This is a genomic window from Bacillus sp. ms-22 (assembly GCF_009759805.1).
Lineage (GTDB): Bacteria > Bacillota > Bacilli > Bacillales > Bacillaceae > Bacillus > Bacillus xiamenensis.
Genome location: NZ_CP046653.1, coordinates 3,187,260 through 3,203,480, shown reverse-complemented (window position 1 = coordinate 3,203,480; position 16,221 = coordinate 3,187,260). Strand labels below are relative to the sequence as shown.

The window sequence follows — 16,221 nt, the reverse complement described above, 5'->3', positions numbered from 1 at the left end:
AATAGGATGAGCTTCATGAATGTCAAAGATATGCCGCTTATGGAGCATATTGTGGAACTGCGAAAACGTTTAGTGATCATTGCGATGTTTTTTGTCACCTTTATGGTGGCAGGTTTTTTTCTCGCTAAGCCGGTCATTGTGTATTTGCAAAATACTGATGAAGCGGCAACATTGACATTGAACGCATTTAAGCTCACAGATCCACTGTACGTGTTTATGCAGTTCGCATTTGTCATTGCACTCGTTTTGACGTGTCCCGTGATTTTATATCAGCTTTGGGCGTTTGTGAGTCCTGGCTTATATGAAAAAGAAAGAAAGGTGACACTTGCTTACATTCCGATTGCACTGCTTTTATTTTTGAGCGGTGTGGCTTTCTCTTATTTTATTTTGTTCCCGTTTGTCGTCGATTTTATGATGCGGATGTCGAATGATTTACATGTGGAGCAAGTGATTGGGATTCATGAGTATTTTACATTTCTGATGCAGTTAACACTTCCATTTGGATTTTTGTTTCAGATGCCTGTCGTGTTGATGTTTTTCACAAGACTTGGCATCATTACACCGATGTTCTTATCGAAAATACGGAAGTATGCCTATTTTGTCCTCCTTGTCATTGCCGCACTGATTACACCGCCAGAGCTCGTTTCTCACCTCATGGTTACCTTGCCAATGCTCGTTTTGTATGAAGTGAGTATAATCATTTCAAGAGTAACCTATCGCAAAATGCAGCAAACAGAGGAGAAAGAAAGTGCTGATGTCTCATAAAAAAAGCATCGTGATCCAACATGTGATCACGATGCTTTTTCTATTGTGAAAGGAATTGATGGATTGCATGAAATAGGTGTTTGTAATATGCGGACTCATGCGGGACAAAATCCTGTACGTCTACTTCTCTGCTTTCCTCACGTCGTTCTCCGGCTGCATCAACGTCAAAGCCCTCGATCTGAATTCTTTTGCATTCTCCTGTTAAAAGCTGCTGTGCATCCATTAACTTTGCTCTATAAAGACCAGCAACTTCTTCTTTCTGTAGATGAACATCCATGTGTTCTTTTTGCTCCATATAAAGATACACATGGCAAAATTCACGGTCGATGAACGATGGCAGATGAATTTCATCTTGGATGATACCTGTATAGGTCACTTCCTTAAAAGGGATGGAGAGACCGAGCTCTTCTTCGACCTCTCTCATACCATCAGGAGGCTGTTCAACTGCGAGAAGATGGCCTGCTGCTGTGATATCAAGGAGAGAAGGAAAATCCTTTTTTTCGGGACTTCTAAGCTGAAAATAAAGGAACACTGTGTCATCTTCTTTTTTTAAAAGCCAGAAATGAAATGTTTCATGCCAAAGGCCCTGGGCATGAACATCAGACCGGGCGGCTGTACCTATCGTTTCATGACGATCATTCATGATGTTCAGTTCTTCCTGTTCCATGAAGACATCCCCTCCATAAAAAAACCATTTTCCAAGCAGAGGAAAATGGTTTTTGGTTTATTTTTGCTGCTGTTTTTTCAGTTTGACAGAAAAAGCAAACATTTTAAACGCGATATTAATATTATAGGCCGCAAACACCATCAGCAAAATGTTGTAAAATGACCACATATCACCTGGATTTTGAATGGCCATATAGGTGAACGCCACACCTACGGCAAAATAAATAATGCCCCATACGACAGGGTTTCTCATGAGAAAAAGCCTCCAATAATCATTTGCATTGTTTGAGTTTGTTCTTCAATCATTTTTTTTACTGGCTCAATCTGCACAAGAATGACGAGCGAGTTCATTAGCATATGTGCGCCGATTGGAACAATGATTCGTTTTGTTTTCGCATATAAGAAAGAAAAAGTAAAGCCCATTGCGGTATAGAGCAAGAAGTGGGCAAAATCAGAGTGTGCAGCAGCGAAAAATACCGAACTAACAAGTGCCCCAATGAAGAAATTCGTTCTTTCATAGATCACACCAAAAATAATTTTCCGGAAAATGATTTCCTCAAGAATTGGCCCAATCAGCGCAATGATGATGACAAGTAAAGGAAAAGTCTCCATAATAGATAAAATATTTTGTGTGTTTTCTGACTCACGGCCAATGCCGAATGCATATTGTTCAATCATGCCAGCAACCGATTGCGTGAACAGAGAAAGAAAGAAACCGCCAATGATCCAGGCGATAGCAGAACCGATGGAAACAGGTGCTTCATTCCGAAGTGATGCTTTTGGTACGGTTCGAAGAATGAACAAAATGATGATCAATCCAATACAGAAGCTGATGATGGTCCAGGTTCCTGACAATTCAGAGAGCTCTGCTTGTGTCATCGGTGTCTGAATGTATCCTAACCATTTCATAATGAACACATAAGGAATCGCAGAAACCTGTACCAATATATACGTTAAGATGATGTACCAATATTGTTTTTTCAAGTAACGAAAACCCCTTTACTAAAAGAACTAGATTTATTGTAACACAAGTCTTCTTTTTCGTTGAAAAGGAAAGAATCGGTGATAAAAAAAGATCATGAAAGCGTAAAAATTTTTGAGTTTTTTACTTGAAATTGCAGAAGACATTCTTTATTATAATAAATGTGTTAGCACTCTCTATTGATGAGTGCTAAAAGAGACTACATATAAAAATTGAGGAGGTTGTTTCTTATGTTAAAGCCATTAGGCGATCGCGTAATCATTGAACTCGTTGAATCTGAGGAAAAAACCGCTAGCGGTATTGTCTTACCGGATTCTGCAAAAGAAAAACCGCAAGAAGGTAAAATTGTTGCAGCAGGTTCAGGGCGTGTACTTGAAAGTGGTGAGCGCGTTGCGTTAGAAGTCAATACAGGCGACCGCATTATCTTCTCAAAATATGCAGGCACTGAAGTGAAATATGAAGGAAAAGAATATTTAATTCTTCGTGAAAGCGACATTTTAGCTGTTATTGGTTAATCACATAAAAACGCATTGAGATATATTTCTAAAAAGACTGAGGAGGTTTCGTTATTATGGCAAAAGATATTAAGTTCAGTGAAGAAGCACGTCGTGCGATGTTACGTGGTGTAGATGCACTTGCAGATGCTGTAAAAGTAACTTTAGGACCTAAAGGACGTAACGTGGTTCTTGAGAAAAAATTCGGTTCTCCACTTATCACAAATGATGGTGTAACAATTGCAAAAGAAATCGAATTAGAAGATGCATTTGAAAACATGGGTGCAAAACTTGTGGCTGAAGTTGCAAGCAAAACAAACGACGTAGCTGGTGACGGTACAACAACGGCAACAGTTCTAGCTCAAGCAATGATCCGTGAAGGCCTTAAAAACGTAACAGCTGGTGCAAACCCTGTTGGCGTTCGTAAAGGAATTGAAGAAGCAGTGAAAGTCGCACTTGAAGGCTTACACGAGATTTCTAAACCAATCGAAGGCAAAGAATCAATTGCTCAAGTTGCGTCTATTTCTGCAGCAGATGAAGAAGTAGGAAGCTTGATCGCTGAAGCTATGGAGCGTGTTGGAAACGACGGAGTTATCACAATCGAAGAATCTAAAGGTTTTACAACTGAGCTTGAAGTGGTTGAAGGAATGCAATTTGACCGCGGATATGCTTCACCGTACATGGTGACGGATTCTGATAAGATGGAAGCAGTTCTTGAAAATCCTTACATCTTAATCACTGACAAAAAGATCACAAACATTCAAGAAATCCTTCCTGTACTTGAGCAAGTTGTACAACAAGGTAAACCATTATTGATCATTGCTGAAGATGTAGAAGGCGAAGCACTTGCAACACTTGTTGTGAACAAACTTCGTGGTACATTCAATGCAGTGGCAGTGAAAGCACCTGGATTCGGTGATCGTCGTAAAGCAATGCTTGAAGACATTTCTGTTCTAACTGGCGGAGAATTAATCACAGAAGACCTAGGACTTGATCTGAAATCAACTGAAATTGGTCAGCTTGGCCGCGCGTCTAAAGTAGTTGTCACAAAAGAAAACACAACCATCGTTGAAGGTGCAGGAGATTCTGCTCAAATCGCAGCACGTGTGAACCAAATCCGTGCGCAAGTAGAAGAAACAACTTCTGAATTCGATAAAGAAAAATTACAAGAACGTCTTGCAAAACTAGCTGGCGGCGTCGCTGTCATCAAAGTTGGTGCTGCTACTGAAACAGAACTAAAAGAGCGTAAACTACGCATCGAGGATGCATTGAACTCAACTCGTGCAGCAGTTGAAGAAGGTATCGTATCCGGTGGTGGTACAGCACTTGTGAATGTATACAACAAAGTCGCTTCAATTGAAGCTGAAGGTGACGTTCAAACTGGTGTCAACATCGTTCTACGTTCTCTTGAAGAGCCGATCCGTCAAATCGCTCACAACGCAGGTCTTGAAGGATCAGTCATCGTTGAGCGCTTGAAAAACGAAGAAATTGGCGTAGGCTTCAACGCAGCAACAAACGAATGGGTAAACATGATCGAAAAAGGAATCGTTGACCCAACAAAAGTAACTCGCTCTGCACTTCAAAACGCAGCTTCTGTTGCAGCTATGCTTCTTACAACTGAAGCAGTCGTAGCTGACAAACCAGAAGAAGGCGGCTCAGGCGGCGGAATGCCGGATATGGGCGGAATGGGCGGAATGGGTGGAATGATGTAACACCCCCCCGAAAACCCCTTGAAATATAGGGGTTTTTGTTTTGTTTTTTTACTGGTCACGTATTGGTCACTTACGGCAAATTTGATTTCTAATGAATGATGGAAAAATATAAGAACAAATGAAATCGAAATCCTCACCTCTTTTCAGGCGTTAGAATAAAAGACTTTTAAAGAGAAAAGCGGTGAACATATGGGATTGACGACTTGGGTGGCGATTATTCTTGTATTCGTCATCGTGTTTGGATTGTTTGGATCAAAAAAGCGCTAGAAATCATACTTCGAAACCCACTTCCACAAAGGGAGTGGGTTTCGCTGCTTCTGCAACTGGTGCCGCTTAAGTCATGTGTAAAAAGGTCAGCTGCGCAGAAAAGATTCCAAGCCCGTCTACAAGAATCATTTCAACCATTATTCCTTGATCTATGGCTGTTTCAACTTCACTCTCTCACCCTTCAATCTACTAATACACATAGATTCAAATCAAGCGCGATGTTTTTTTAGAATTGAAGTTGAACATCAATTGTTGGATGCTCTTTTTGTTTAAAATTACATAAAAAAATCCACCATTTCCATAAAAAATCAGACGAATTCCTTATAATAAAAGTATCTGAGAACGGGGAGTGAGTCGAGATGGACCAAAATGTGCTGCAAATGGATCAAGACAGATCAGAGAATGAACTAGCGGTTCTTAATATATCTTCTAAAGAAATTGGTGCTTTATCAAAGGAAGCGGCGGAGCAGCTGCTGCAAACGAAGGATACGGACTGTATTCATCAATTGATGTATGTTCCGATTGAGAAGAAAGAAGATGTGGATTGGTTGATTCAATGTGTTGGAGAGGCGCTAGAGGATGAAGATGAAGATGACGTTGCACTTGAATTTGCTGATTTGCTCTATTTCTTTGTTATCCCGTTTTATGGGGAGTATATTTTGAGAGATCGTCATTTGTATGAGTATATTGATCATTTGTTGGTGCGATTAGCATCTAGGTCTCACTCGGGTATCGATACACTGATTCATATAATGAGAGAAGATTTGAACGGAATGAACAATAAAAGAAGCTTGTAGAGCGGCTCTCTACAAGCTTTTTTGTGTCCAATTACTGGGCTCTCTCCCAGGTGATCTTTGTTTCATTTGTCGTTTTCTTTCCTTTTGCCAGCACCTTGCCGTTTTCCTGTTTTACGGTGATATCCAGGTCATAAAAGGAGTAGAGGGCACCAAGGCTGTCATTTTCCGGCTTATGCAGGTTGTTTTCTTTTTCAGTGGATGCTCCAATGGCTAGCGTTTTGGCAAAGTTTAATCCGATGACTTCAGCGTAATCACTGTTGGTATCATATGAGGCCGTCACGTTTAGGGAAATGACTTTTTTCTTTTGATCAACGGTAATCGCTGTGTCTTTAATGAGTTTAGACTGCTCCATTACTTCTTTCGTTTCATTTTGAATGCGTTCATTAATCGTCGGAAGTGCTACAGATTCTGATGTTTTTTCTTTTGTTGTATTTGAGCACGCAGCTAAAATAGAGAAGCTTGCAACTAGACTCAAGAAAATAAGTAGACTTTTTCTCACGTTCTTTCTCCTTTTTTCTTCGAAGTATGTATGCTTATGTTACCACGAAACGTTGTTTTGATTAAAAAAGAATGTTGACAAGCTGTGAACAATCAAAAGCACCCAAGGATGGGCGCTTTTTTCTTATTGTGCTGAAAGGGTTGTACTAAGTGGAATGGAAGAAATGACTGTGAATGCTGGAGCCGCAGCACCTGACTCTAGATTTTTACGTAAAAGAGATGATTTGACGGTGCCGTCCCATTTTTTATAGACACTTCCAGATGTATTTGCACGAAGCTGTACATTAGAGAAGCTTGCTTGTGAGTAGCTGTTTGTCCCATCATCCTGAACCCCATGTACCATTTTGACGACATCGAGGTCTTTCAGACGACTAGGATTGAAAACAGGCTGTTTATAACGCAGTTTCCCGTTGACATATAGTGACACTGTGCCATCACCATTGTTGATGAGCTTTAAGTTGACACGTGCACCATCTTTAATACTTGAATCGTATTCGCTGTTCCAATATTGACTGCCGCCTTGGGAGCCGCTGCCCAAAAAGACCTTATAGCCAGAAGATGTTTTTGAAATCCCGCTTTCAATAACGGCAGAGCCGAGACCGAGATACCAGTCAGCATAGCCATTTTTAATGGTTGCTGTTTTCGGCAGTACAATATCAGCAGAGATACCTGACCATTTCGCTTCATCCGTTTGTGTCACAATCGCACCGTGACGGGGGTTAGCCGCTGAGGCAGGCAGACTTGAAAACATTAAAACAAACGCTAAGCTCAGACTGAACATCGTGATCCATTTTTTCATGATAATTCCTCCTTATAGTTCATTCACTTATATAATATAAAATGAAAAACAGGTCTGACTTACAAAGTTCTGACTGTTTTTGGTGGTATTTATGTTGATAATCGGTCATAAAGTGGTTAACTTGTATTCGAATTGTAATGTGACTGTAAAATAACTGGGTGCATCTTCATGTATAATAAGTGCAGAAACCAAATACGGAGGATTTTTTAATGAATAAAAAGCTTATCGCGACAATCGTAACAGTAGCTAGTTTATTTTTAGCGTTTAGTTTCTCACATGGAGCAAGTGCAAAAAAAGTAAGCGGCAATATTACTTGGTATAATGGTGTCGGCAAAAAAGGCGCAGATGGAAAAAAACTCGGTCATTGGGATGCAGCAACGAAAATGGGATTTGACGTACCGAAAAAAGGTACAAAACTAAGAGTGACAACAAAAGCGAAACCACATAAAGTGATTACAGTATATAAATATGATGTAGGTAGAATGCCAAACGCAGTATTAGACGTAAGTCCGAAAGCATTCAAAGCACTTGGGTATTCAACAAGTAAAGGTGTCGTCAAAGGGCATTACACTTATTAATACATAGGCATGCAAAGAAGCGGGAAAAGTTCATTTTCTGGCTTCTTTTGTTGTAGAGAGGGTCTGAAAGTCAATGAAAAAATCAACATGGTGGATCATCACGGTCATTGGACTCGCAGTGATTGCGGCCGTCATTTTCTTCATAATGAAGCCGGGTCAAGAGGCGAAACATGCAGGAAAAGTGAAAATAAATCAAGATGCAAAAGACGAATTGCTTGTTTCATTTACAGATCAACAGTTAAATAACACATATTACCTGCACGACAAGGCACTTCATACGGAGAAGCTCACAGCATATCCTTCGATTGCTTATGATCGGGCGAAACAGACTTTATACTACACGTATACGAATGAAGACACGCAAAAGGTGAGTATCCGAGAACTGAATGTAAAAACCGATAAAGAAAAAACGCTCTTTACGAGTGAAGATTCAATTGACAGTATGAGGCTGTCTGGCGACGGAAAGCAGTTATATCTAAGGTATAATAAGGCTTCAGGTGAGCAATTTTATGTAGCATCTTTTGATTTGAAAAAACACAAAGTGAAAGTGTTATATCCTAAAAAAAGTGATGATGATACGGTGAGCTCTTTTGCCTACGATCCAGCATCAAATCTTTTGGCCATTCAGCATTATTCGTTAAAAGAAGATTATAAGAAGACTGATGAAGCGAATGAAAAAGGAATGGACCCTGAGCCAACGACCATGAAGATTACCCTTCAAGCAGGTGAGAAGGGGAAAAACATTGCGCGCATCTCTCAAACAATTAATGATATTTCATTTTCACCAGATCACAAGAAGCTGGTTTATACAGAAGTGAAGGTTCGAAACGAAAAAGAAGTCTCCTCTATTAAGATGCTTGATGTAGATACGGGAAAAACGAAGACACTCGTTAAAAACAGCAAGGATGTGCATATTTTAAGTACTGCACAGCCGCAATTTTCTTCGGATGGGACATCGATTTATTTCTTAGGTGCTGCAAAGAACGCAAAGGAATTAAAGGATGACACCGGCCGGAAGGCGAAGGTTAGAACCATTTATGAATACGACCTCAAGAAGAAAACAGTAGAAGCTGCTTGGGAGAAAGATGGCGGGATTGTTAACAACTTTACTGTCAATCGATAAAAGGTGCGTTCAGTTATGTCATATAACTGGACGTTTTTTTATTTTGTCGTGGGATATGTCGGTGAAAGATAAGGATTGTTGAAATGAAAATCATTTTTTAAGCAAGGAAATGAGTGGTATTTTCATATTTTGCTGTTGTGACAGAATCAACGAAAGAGATTAAGATAAGTAGAAATAAAAAAACGAGAGGACAGATGACTTCTCGTTTTCTCTTATTTATTTTATGTTTTCATCTAGTAAGTTTTGAAAAATAAACAAGGCATTAATGGAATGAGGGAATCCTGCAACCTTTGTACAGTGCTTAATCAACTCCATAATCTCTATAACAGAGAGCCCGATATGTAATGCTTGTGCAAAATGAGCTTTTAACTCTTCACCACAATCGCCTTTTGTAATCAGAGCAGATAGTGTGCTGATGGCCTTTTGTTTTTCATCCAATATGAAGTGATTGAATTCTTTTTGTTCACCGAGTTCAATTGTTAGTTGTTCAATGTTTGATCGAATGCTCTCGTTTTCATGAGTTGAAAGCTTCTCTATGTTTCCTGCCACTGTTTCTCGATTGACCTGGCAAGTCTCTTTTTCTTCATTCAAATTGAACTCCTCCGTTTTTTATGACGATTTTCTATTTGTTCGTGTATTGTTTCTTCAGTGCCTTTTGATAGAGGTAATGGGTATATAGTAGTATTATCGGTTTGCTACGCTATTTTTTTAGTGTTAAATGTTCGGAGAAACCATTCATTAAGTTTATTATTCAATTTCCAAATAGATCGACCGCCAAAAGGAAAAAAGGCTAATGAATTCATGTCAGTTAGCCTTTTCATGATAATCTATGTCAAACGAAATTGCATATAGTTTGTGAAACGATGATGGTTATTACTGAATGATATCCATCGGCCGCATCATGTCATAATCCTCGTGTTCTAAAATATGACAATGCCACACATAGCGGCCGCTATATGGGACAAACCTGGCGATGATTCGAATGACTTCACCGGCATGCGATTGAATGGTGTCCTTGTAGCCTTGTTCATGCAAAGGAGGCGCTTCATTCGGTCCTGTGTACACAATTTCGCCTGTCGATTGATAGATGTCTGTATCAAATGGCCTTCTATCAATCACTCTGAATTGAACAAGGTGTAAATGAATAGGATGTGTACCCCTTGTTGGATTGACAATAGACCAAACCTCTACACTGCCAAGTCGCGGATTTTCCGTGACAGGATCATTCCAAAATTGGTTATCTAGCAATAAAATTGGGCGGCCATATTTATCCTGTGTGCCGCTAAGTGTTAGTGTACGTTCTTTATCTGCCCGGCTCGGTCGAAGCGATGGAAGTGGTTTGAAAATCGGACGTAATGTTTTAGGTGCTCTTCCTTTTAGCGGACGTGTGACTTTAAATTGCATAACGTTCGCATCTGTTTCTGGATTTACTTCCTGACCGCAGCCTGCTTTATTTTTTAAAATGATCGTTTTGTTTTCATGAGCTGAAAAATCAATGATGACATCAAAACGTTCAGCAGGTGCAATGCTAAAGGATTGGTGATGAACCGGTCTTGGCAAAAAGCCGCCATCAGATCCAATTTGTAAGATCGTGGCATCGTTGTCTAGATGCAGCTCATAAGTTCTTGTATTGGATGCATTTAATATCCGAAAACGGTATTTTCGTGGTTCAACTTCTAAATACGGCCACACCTTTCCATTGACCAAAATCGTTTCCCCGCAAAAAAAGGGCACGATGGAGGGGTCTGGAAGGTCACTGTCTTCTGGTGTGTTGTTTGGTCTGCTTGGATAAAACAATGCTCCATCTTCCTGAAATGTACGGTCCATGATCATTAATGGAATATCATACTCATCTTTCGGTAATTCCAGCGACTTTTCAAATGAATCTGAGATCAAGTAAAATCCAGCTAAGCCTGCATACACATTTAAGCGCGTCAATGCCATCGCGTGATCGTGATACCACAATGTGCATGCTTGCTGATGGTTAGGGTATTCGTAAATCTGCCGTTCAAAGAAAGGCCCGGTCGCTTCAAAGTCTCGTGAAAACCAAGCCTCTGGGTAACCATCGCTGCTTGCTGGTGTGACCCCGCCATGCAGATGAACGACTGTTTTGACTTCTGGTTCATCATGATGCCCGGGGTGAATGGTGTGATCGACAGGCAGAAAGTGTTTCAGCGGCAATTTGTTCATCCATTTCACTTTGACCTTTTCATTTCGACTCGCTTTAATGGTCGGACCAGGCAGGCTGCCATTGTAGGTCCATAGCTTGGTTGGGGGCAGGTCTCTATGAACTTTTAAGAACACTTCCTTCATGGCGATTTCATAATACGTTTGTCTTGGGTTCTTTTTGACGGGCTCTGCAACTTCTGGAATTGGAAGCTCGTCAACAAATTTTTCTAGGTTCATGTTGATTAATCCTCACTTACATTCAATTTGATACATTATAAGTGCGGATATCAAAATAGGTGAATAAATTAAAAAAACCCGCTTTTCAGCGGGAGAATTAAGGGTGTTTATTTTCAAGCGCCGCACTTGCAGGCATCTTTTTATTCGGTTTAAAGATGAAGTAGGCAGCTAGTACACTAACGGTAATGATGCATGTCAATATGAGCTGCGGCCTCATCGATTCAATAAACAGCATAGAGGCCAAGATGGCGCAAATGACCAAAATGGTAAAGTACGTGAGGTATGGGAACAGCCACATTTTGATTTTGAGCTGTTCTGGATTTTCTTTTTCCATTTTACGACGCATTCTTAATTGTGAAACGGCAATGACCAAGTAAACAAGAAGTGCGATGGCACCAGATGCATTGACTAGGAATAGAAAGATGGTTTCAGGATAAAAGTAGTTCATCATAACGGCAATGTAGGAAAAGAAGGTACCTGCGACTGTAGCCGCTACAGGGACACCGCTTTTGCTGATTTTCATGAAACGTTTCGGCGCTTCGCCTCTTTCTGCTAATGAATAAAGCATTCTGGACGTTGTGTACAAGCCAGAGTTTAAACAAGAAAGTACGGCTGTTAAAACGATAACGTTCATGACTTGAGCGGCTGATGGGACGCCAATGTAATCTAATACCGCAACGAATGGACTTGTTAAAATACTTGCCGAATTCCATGGGAGTAAGGTAACCACGACAGCGATTGATCCGACGTAGAAAACAATAATACGCCATACAACAGAACGAGTAGCTGTTGTAACAGACTTGACAGGGTCTGCTGATTCACCAGCCGCAATTGCCACAATCTCGGTTCCCATGAAGGAAAAGATGACGACAACGATCCCGAGCAGCACAGAGCCGAATCCATTTGGAAGGAACCCGCCGTTCGCTGTTAAATTGGCAAGACCTGAAGTATGATGACCGCCAAAACCAAAGATAAATGCAAAACCAATGAGTAGAAATAGAATAATGCTGACGACTTTAATTAATGAAAACCAATATTCAAATTCGCCAAAAGATTTAACAGAAAAGATATTTGTCAATGTTAAGAGGATTGTGAGGATAAGACTTGTGAGCCAAACAGGTGCATCTCCATACCAATATTGAATAATGGAAGCACCGGCAATGGCTTCGATGGCAATGACGATGACCCAGAAGAACCAGTAAAGCCAGCCGATTGTAAAGCCAGCCCATGGGCCGATGGCATCGCTCGCATATTTTGAGAAAGAACCGCTTGTCGGATAGGCACATGCCATTTCTCCAAGCATTCTCATAATAAAGATGACCAGAAGTCCGGCAAATGAATAGGAAAGAATGGATCCAGGACCTGCAGAATGGATGACAGCGCCGCTACCAACAAATAGCCCTGCCCCAATGACCCCGGCAATGGAGATCATCGAAATATGTCTTGTCTTAAGGTTTTTTTGAAGACCGTTTGTCATGTTGGACATTTCTTTACCTCCAAACACTTCTCTTTTAATAGAGAATTTGTTTTTAGAATATTTTAAATTTTATCATACTGAATTGCCATTCAGCATTGGACAGGTTATCAAACTGACATTTCAAACCTATTAACATGATGTTAAAAAGTATAAAAGATTTGAGAGATTATGTTCCCTCTTTTTTCTCTACTCATTCTTAAAATTAGCATAAGATAGGAGAAAAAAAAGTTGTGTCTTAAAATAAAATTATTCTGACAATTTAACGATAGAGAAATTTTGTTCTTTTTCACGTTTCGGAGTGAATGGGAAAAATGCTGATGGGAGTAGGTCTTGAGGTCAATTGACCTTATAAAAATAAGTTTGCTTAAGTCAACACATTTCTATGTATCCTATTTTGCTGACGCAAGCGAATCATGTTGCTGTAGACCCACACGGGCTTTGCTTTGTAAGATAAATAATAGAAAAAGTTATGTGTGAGGAGGCGCTGTTCGATATGGAGCGCTATAACGAATTAAGACAAGGTGAAACAGGTGCTTGGGTCAGCATTATTGCCTATGTGATCTTATCTGCTGTCAAACTCATCATAGGGTATGTGTTTCATTCAGAAGCCCTTTCGGCGGATGGCTTAAATAATACGACAGATATCATTGCCTCGCTTGCGGTATTAATTGGGCTGCGTATTTCTCAGAAGCCGCCTGATGAAGATCATCCATACGGTCATTTTAGAGCTGAAAATATTGCGTCGCTTGTGGCTTCCTTTATTATGATGCTTGTCGGGCTTCAGGTTTTGCTGAGTGCAGGCCAGTCGCTTTTCTCATCCGAACATCAAACGCCTGATATGGTCGCGGCTTGGACGGCAGCAGGAAGTGCTGTTGTCATGTATGCTGTGTATATTTATAACAGGAATCTATCTAAACGGATCAATAGCCAGGCTCTTTATGCGGCAGCTGCTGATAATAAATCCGATGCCTATGTGAGTATCGGGACGTTTGTAGGGATCATCGCCTCACAATTTCAGCTGGCATGGATTGATACGCTTGCTGCGTTTGTGATTGGTTTAATTATTTGTAAGACGGCTTGGGAGATTTTCAGAGATGCATCTCATTCGTTAACGGACGGTTTCCATATAAAAGATATGTCAAAGTATAAAGAGACCATTGAGTCGACACCAGGAGTAGGCGATTTGAAAGATATCAAGGCTCGTTATCTTGGAAGTACGGTCCATGTGGATGTAGTAGTAGAGGTAGAACCGCATTTGAACATTGCTGAAAGCCATGATATTGCAGATGAAATCGAACGAAGAATGAAAACGGAACATGATATTTTACATTCTCATGTTCATATGGAGCCAGCAAATGTATCAAATGAAGAGAAGAAGTCTTTTCCATCGTGAGAAGGCTTCTTTTCCTTTTCTATGTACTGATGTTTTATACAGATGCGCGTTGTATGGTAAAGTTAGACTATATGAAAATTGACGGAAACGTGATAGGAGGATCAGGATGGCATTTGATGAACCGATGCATTCAGATTTACAAAAAATCGTAGATAACATCAATAAAGTCATGGTTGGGAAAAAAGACATTACGATATTAAGCCTTGTTGCGATTTTGGCGAAGGGACATGTGTTATTAGAGGATGTGCCTGGCGTTGGGAAAACGATGATGGTTCGTGCTTTGGCAAAATCAATTGGCTGTGATTTTAAACGAATTCAATTCACTCCTGACCTTTTGCCTTCAGATGTAACAGGTGTATCGATTTATAATAAAAAGACCAATGAGTTTGAATTTAGACAAGGGCCGATTATGGGACAGATTATTTTGGCTGATGAGATTAACCGTACCTCTCCTAAAACACAATCAGCGCTTCTTGAAGCGATGGAGGAGGGCAGTGTCACCGTGGACGGAGAAACGATGCCGCTTGCAGATCCTTTCTTTGTCATGGCTACTCAAAATCCAGTGGAATATGAAGGAACCTATCCGCTCCCAGAAGCGCAAATGGACCGGTTTTTATTCAAACTGCAGATGGGGTATCCGACCATGCTAGAGGAGCTGGAGGTGCTCAATTTACAGGAGAAGCAATCCCCGATTGACACGCTCCAAGCCGTCATGACAAAGGATCATATTCATGCTTTGCAGCAAGCTGTTCAGACCGTACATGTGGATGCATCCATTAAGGAATATATTGTCGAAATCGCTCAAGCAACGAGGAATCATCCTTCCGTCTATTTAGGCGTGAGCCCAAGGGGGTCGATTGCACTGATGAAAGCGGCTCAGGCGTATGCGCTGTTGAACAGGCGTGATTATGTGATTCCAGATGATGTACAGTATTTGGCGCCTTACACATTGCCGCACCGTATGATTTTGACATCAGAAGCAACATATGAAGGGAAGAAGGCGGAGACACTGCTGCGACAGGTGCTTGAGCACATTGGCGTGCCAGTTCAGAAGTCGATCACTCAATGAAGTCACGTGACCGCTTCGCTTTTTCACTATGGTTACGGGTTTTTATGCTACTTCTCCTCACTGCGGCTGCCTTTTGCTACGCGATGTTTCAGGGTGGCTTTGTGAGTTGGTTCCTTTTTTATGCATTTTTGCCATATGCTTTGTATTCGCTTCTGTTTGCGCTTGTTCCGCTTCGCGCGACAGCCAAAAGGACATTGCAGCATACCCGGTTGAGGGCAGGGGATGTGCTGTCTGTTGACCTTGAAATCAAGCGGACGAATCCATTTCCGTACGTGTACGTCATCCTTGAGGATAATCCGCCGGACACCTTTCATTTGCAGGAACAGGTTGAAATGAAGCGAATGCTGTTTCCATGGTTTCGAAAAACGTGGCGAGTTTCTTATCAATTGAATGATATCAAACGGGGAGAGCATCAATTAACTGCGGTTAGAATCAAAACAGGTGATATGTTTGGGTTTGTTGAAAAAGAAGTGATCCTCCCGTTAGAGCAAAAGCTGCTTGTCTATCCAAAAATGCTGGATATTCCAGTTGAATCTGCTGAATCGGTGAATGAAAATGGAGGCAAAGCGGTGCACTCCTGGTTAAATGAACCGACCAATGTAACAACAGGTGTGCGGGAATACCAGCAAGGAGACCGGTTTGCTTGGGTGGACTGGAAGACAACGGCTAGAAGAGGTCAGCTGATGACAAAGGAGTTTGAACAGAATCAGACAAAGGACCTTGTGGTGTTTGCTGATTTTACAGATAAAGCCGCTTTTGAGACGGTTGTGTCTATTGCCGCTTCTGTTCTTCAAACGGCTGTGAAAAAAGGCGTGCCAGCAGGCCTTGTCCCACTTGGAGATCAGCAGTCATTTCGAGTGGATCAAGGAGATCTGCATTTACAGGACATGCTCTATTATTTAACAAGGGTGCAGCATCAGCCTTCTCGCGCACCCGATTATCAATCATTAACAGCGAGTGAGTACCAGCACACCGGGAAATATGTTGTGACGGGTCAGCTGCAGGAAGAGCTGGCTGCGAGTCTTCTAGGCAATCGAAACAGAAAGAACATCACTGTTCTTTTAGTGAAGAGAGCTGTTGACCGATTAACGACAAAAGAAAAACAGCTTGTAGACCGGTTCAAAGCTTCTGGTATACACACGACCTTTTTATTTGAAGACCGGCTGCACGAAAGAACTGTGAGGTGACAAACTTT

The 16,221-nt window shown here is 41.0% G+C and carries 17 protein-coding genes; 9 read left to right on the top strand and 8 right to left on the bottom strand.

Annotated features, from left to right (window positions below; translation table 11 throughout):
• Positions 1–6 precede the first annotated feature (6 nt).
• Positions 7–765: a twin-arginine translocase subunit TatC gene (gene tatC, locus GPA07_RS16620; protein ID WP_145939393.1), complete on the top strand. Its 759-nt coding sequence runs from the start codon at positions 7–9 to the stop codon at positions 763–765.
• A 40-nt stretch (positions 766–805) separates the two neighbouring features.
• Here the strand turns inward: tatC and GPA07_RS16615 are convergent, their stop codons facing one another.
• From GPA07_RS16615 to GPA07_RS16605, 3 genes are read right to left on the bottom strand one after another with little or no spacing between them, the layout of a single operon-like run.
• Positions 806–1,432: an NUDIX hydrolase gene (locus GPA07_RS16615; protein WP_157293008.1), complete on the bottom strand. Its 627-nt coding sequence runs from the start codon at positions 1,430–1,432 to the stop codon at positions 806–808.
• Positions 1,433–1,489: 57 nt separating this feature from the next.
• Complete coding sequence (locus tag GPA07_RS16610; RefSeq protein ID WP_008355695.1) at positions 1,490–1,684, bottom strand: YdiK family protein; 195 nt, start codon at positions 1,682–1,684, stop codon at positions 1,490–1,492.
• A complete protein-coding gene (locus GPA07_RS16605) occupies positions 1,681–2,415 on the bottom strand; it encodes a CPBP family intramembrane glutamic endopeptidase (RefSeq protein ID WP_157293007.1) in 735 nt (244 codons plus the stop codon). Before GPA07_RS16605 ends, GPA07_RS16610 begins: the two co-directional genes overlap by 4 nt.
• A 228-nt stretch (positions 2,416–2,643) precedes the next feature.
• On the opposite strand from GPA07_RS16605, the gene groES reads away from it, so the two are divergent.
• From groES to GPA07_RS16590, 3 genes are all read left to right on the top strand, one after another.
• Complete coding sequence (gene groES / locus GPA07_RS16600) at positions 2,644–2,928, top strand: co-chaperone GroES (RefSeq protein WP_003214120.1); 285 nt, start codon at positions 2,644–2,646, stop codon at positions 2,926–2,928.
• Positions 2,929–2,984: 56 nt separating this feature from the next.
• The gene (groL, locus tag GPA07_RS16595; protein WP_008355697.1) at positions 2,985–4,619 is read left to right on the top strand and encodes a chaperonin GroEL; all 1,635 of its coding nucleotides are present in this window, start codon (positions 2,985–2,987) and stop codon (positions 4,617–4,619) included.
• 626 nt (positions 4,620–5,245) lie between these two features.
• Entirely contained in the window at positions 5,246–5,683 is a 438-nt protein-coding gene (locus tag GPA07_RS16590) for a hypothetical protein (RefSeq protein ID WP_157293006.1), read from the top strand.
• 31 nt (positions 5,684–5,714) lie between these two features.
• Here the strand turns inward: GPA07_RS16590 and GPA07_RS16585 are convergent, their stop codons facing one another.
• Entirely contained in the window at positions 5,715–6,182 is a 468-nt protein-coding gene (locus GPA07_RS16585; protein WP_071167974.1) for a hypothetical protein, read from the bottom strand.
• Positions 6,183–6,305: 123 nt separating this feature from the next.
• The gene (locus tag GPA07_RS16580; RefSeq protein ID WP_157293005.1) at positions 6,306–6,980 is read right to left on the bottom strand and encodes a hypothetical protein; all 675 of its coding nucleotides are present in this window, start codon (positions 6,978–6,980) and stop codon (positions 6,306–6,308) included.
• A gap of 209 nt (positions 6,981–7,189) precedes the next feature.
• On the opposite strand from GPA07_RS16580, the gene GPA07_RS16575 reads away from it, so the two are divergent.
• Positions 7,190–7,558 carry an RlpA-like double-psi beta-barrel domain-containing protein gene (locus GPA07_RS16575; protein ID WP_008344356.1) on the top strand — a complete coding sequence of 123 codons (369 nt, stop codon included), beginning with the start codon at positions 7,190–7,192 and terminating at the stop codon, positions 7,556–7,558.
• Positions 7,559–7,631: 73 nt separating this feature from the next.
• Positions 7,632–8,681, top strand: a complete 1,050-nt coding sequence (locus tag GPA07_RS16570) for a hypothetical protein (RefSeq protein ID WP_157293004.1) — start codon at positions 7,632–7,634, stop codon at positions 8,679–8,681.
• Between the two features lie 216 nt (positions 8,682–8,897).
• Here the strand turns inward: GPA07_RS16570 and GPA07_RS16565 are convergent, their stop codons facing one another.
• The 3 genes from GPA07_RS16565 to gabP form a co-directional block, all read right to left on the bottom strand.
• Complete coding sequence (locus tag GPA07_RS16565) at positions 8,898–9,272, bottom strand: carboxymuconolactone decarboxylase family protein (protein ID WP_008355707.1); 375 nt, start codon at positions 9,270–9,272, stop codon at positions 8,898–8,900.
• A 282-nt stretch (positions 9,273–9,554) separates the two neighbouring features.
• Positions 9,555–11,087: a multicopper oxidase family protein gene (locus tag GPA07_RS16560; RefSeq protein ID WP_071167971.1), complete on the bottom strand. Its 1,533-nt coding sequence runs from the start codon at positions 11,085–11,087 to the stop codon at positions 9,555–9,557.
• A gap of 97 nt (positions 11,088–11,184) precedes the next feature.
• Entirely contained in the window at positions 11,185–12,573 is a 1,389-nt protein-coding gene (gene gabP / locus GPA07_RS16555; protein WP_008355711.1) for a GABA permease, read from the bottom strand.
• A 484-nt stretch (positions 12,574–13,057) separates the two neighbouring features.
• Between gabP and GPA07_RS16550 the strand changes: the two genes are divergently transcribed.
• From GPA07_RS16550 to GPA07_RS16540, 3 genes are all read left to right on the top strand, one after another.
• The gene (locus GPA07_RS16550; protein WP_008355713.1) at positions 13,058–13,957 is read left to right on the top strand and encodes a cation diffusion facilitator family transporter; all 900 of its coding nucleotides are present in this window, start codon (positions 13,058–13,060) and stop codon (positions 13,955–13,957) included.
• Between the two features lie 106 nt (positions 13,958–14,063).
• The gene (locus GPA07_RS16545) at positions 14,064–15,026 is read left to right on the top strand and encodes an AAA family ATPase (RefSeq protein WP_008355715.1); all 963 of its coding nucleotides are present in this window, start codon (positions 14,064–14,066) and stop codon (positions 15,024–15,026) included.
• Positions 15,023–16,213 (top strand): DUF58 domain-containing protein, encoded by a 1,191-nt coding sequence (locus GPA07_RS16540; RefSeq protein ID WP_071167969.1) that lies wholly within the window; start codon positions 15,023–15,025, stop codon positions 16,211–16,213. The genes GPA07_RS16545 and GPA07_RS16540 overlap by 4 nt, the downstream gene beginning before the upstream one ends.
• Positions 16,214–16,221: the final 8 nt, after the last annotated feature.

Excerpts from the sequence above, each read along its gene's own strand:
- tatC (WP_145939393.1), top strand. The coding sequence starts at position 7 with ATGAGCTTCATGAATGTCAAAGATATGCCGCTTATGGAGCATATTGTG.
- GPA07_RS16615 (WP_157293008.1), bottom strand. The coding sequence starts at position 1,432 with ATGGAACAGGAAGAACTGAACATCATGAATGATCGTCATGAAACGATA.
- GPA07_RS16610 (WP_008355695.1), bottom strand. The coding sequence starts at position 1,684 with ATGAGAAACCCTGTCGTATGGGGCATTATTTATTTTGCCGTAGGTGTG.
- groES (WP_003214120.1), top strand. The coding sequence starts at position 2,644 with ATGTTAAAGCCATTAGGCGATCGCGTAATCATTGAACTCGTTGAATCT.
- groL (WP_008355697.1), top strand. The coding sequence starts at position 2,985 with ATGGCAAAAGATATTAAGTTCAGTGAAGAAGCACGTCGTGCGATGTTA.
- GPA07_RS16590 (WP_157293006.1), top strand. The coding sequence starts at position 5,246 with ATGGACCAAAATGTGCTGCAAATGGATCAAGACAGATCAGAGAATGAA.
- GPA07_RS16580 (WP_157293005.1), bottom strand. The coding sequence starts at position 6,980 with ATGAAAAAATGGATCACGATGTTCAGTCTGAGCTTAGCGTTTGTTTTA.
- GPA07_RS16575 (WP_008344356.1), top strand. The coding sequence starts at position 7,190 with ATGAATAAAAAGCTTATCGCGACAATCGTAACAGTAGCTAGTTTATTT.
- GPA07_RS16570 (WP_157293004.1), top strand. The coding sequence starts at position 7,632 with ATGAAAAAATCAACATGGTGGATCATCACGGTCATTGGACTCGCAGTG.
- GPA07_RS16560 (WP_071167971.1), bottom strand. The coding sequence starts at position 11,087 with ATGAACCTAGAAAAATTTGTTGACGAGCTTCCAATTCCAGAAGTTGCA.
- gabP (WP_008355711.1), bottom strand. The coding sequence starts at position 12,573 with ATGTCCAACATGACAAACGGTCTTCAAAAAAACCTTAAGACAAGACAT.
- GPA07_RS16550 (WP_008355713.1), top strand. The coding sequence starts at position 13,058 with ATGGAGCGCTATAACGAATTAAGACAAGGTGAAACAGGTGCTTGGGTC.
- GPA07_RS16545 (WP_008355715.1), top strand. The coding sequence starts at position 14,064 with ATGGCATTTGATGAACCGATGCATTCAGATTTACAAAAAATCGTAGAT.
- GPA07_RS16540 (WP_071167969.1), top strand. The coding sequence starts at position 15,023 with ATGAAGTCACGTGACCGCTTCGCTTTTTCACTATGGTTACGGGTTTTT.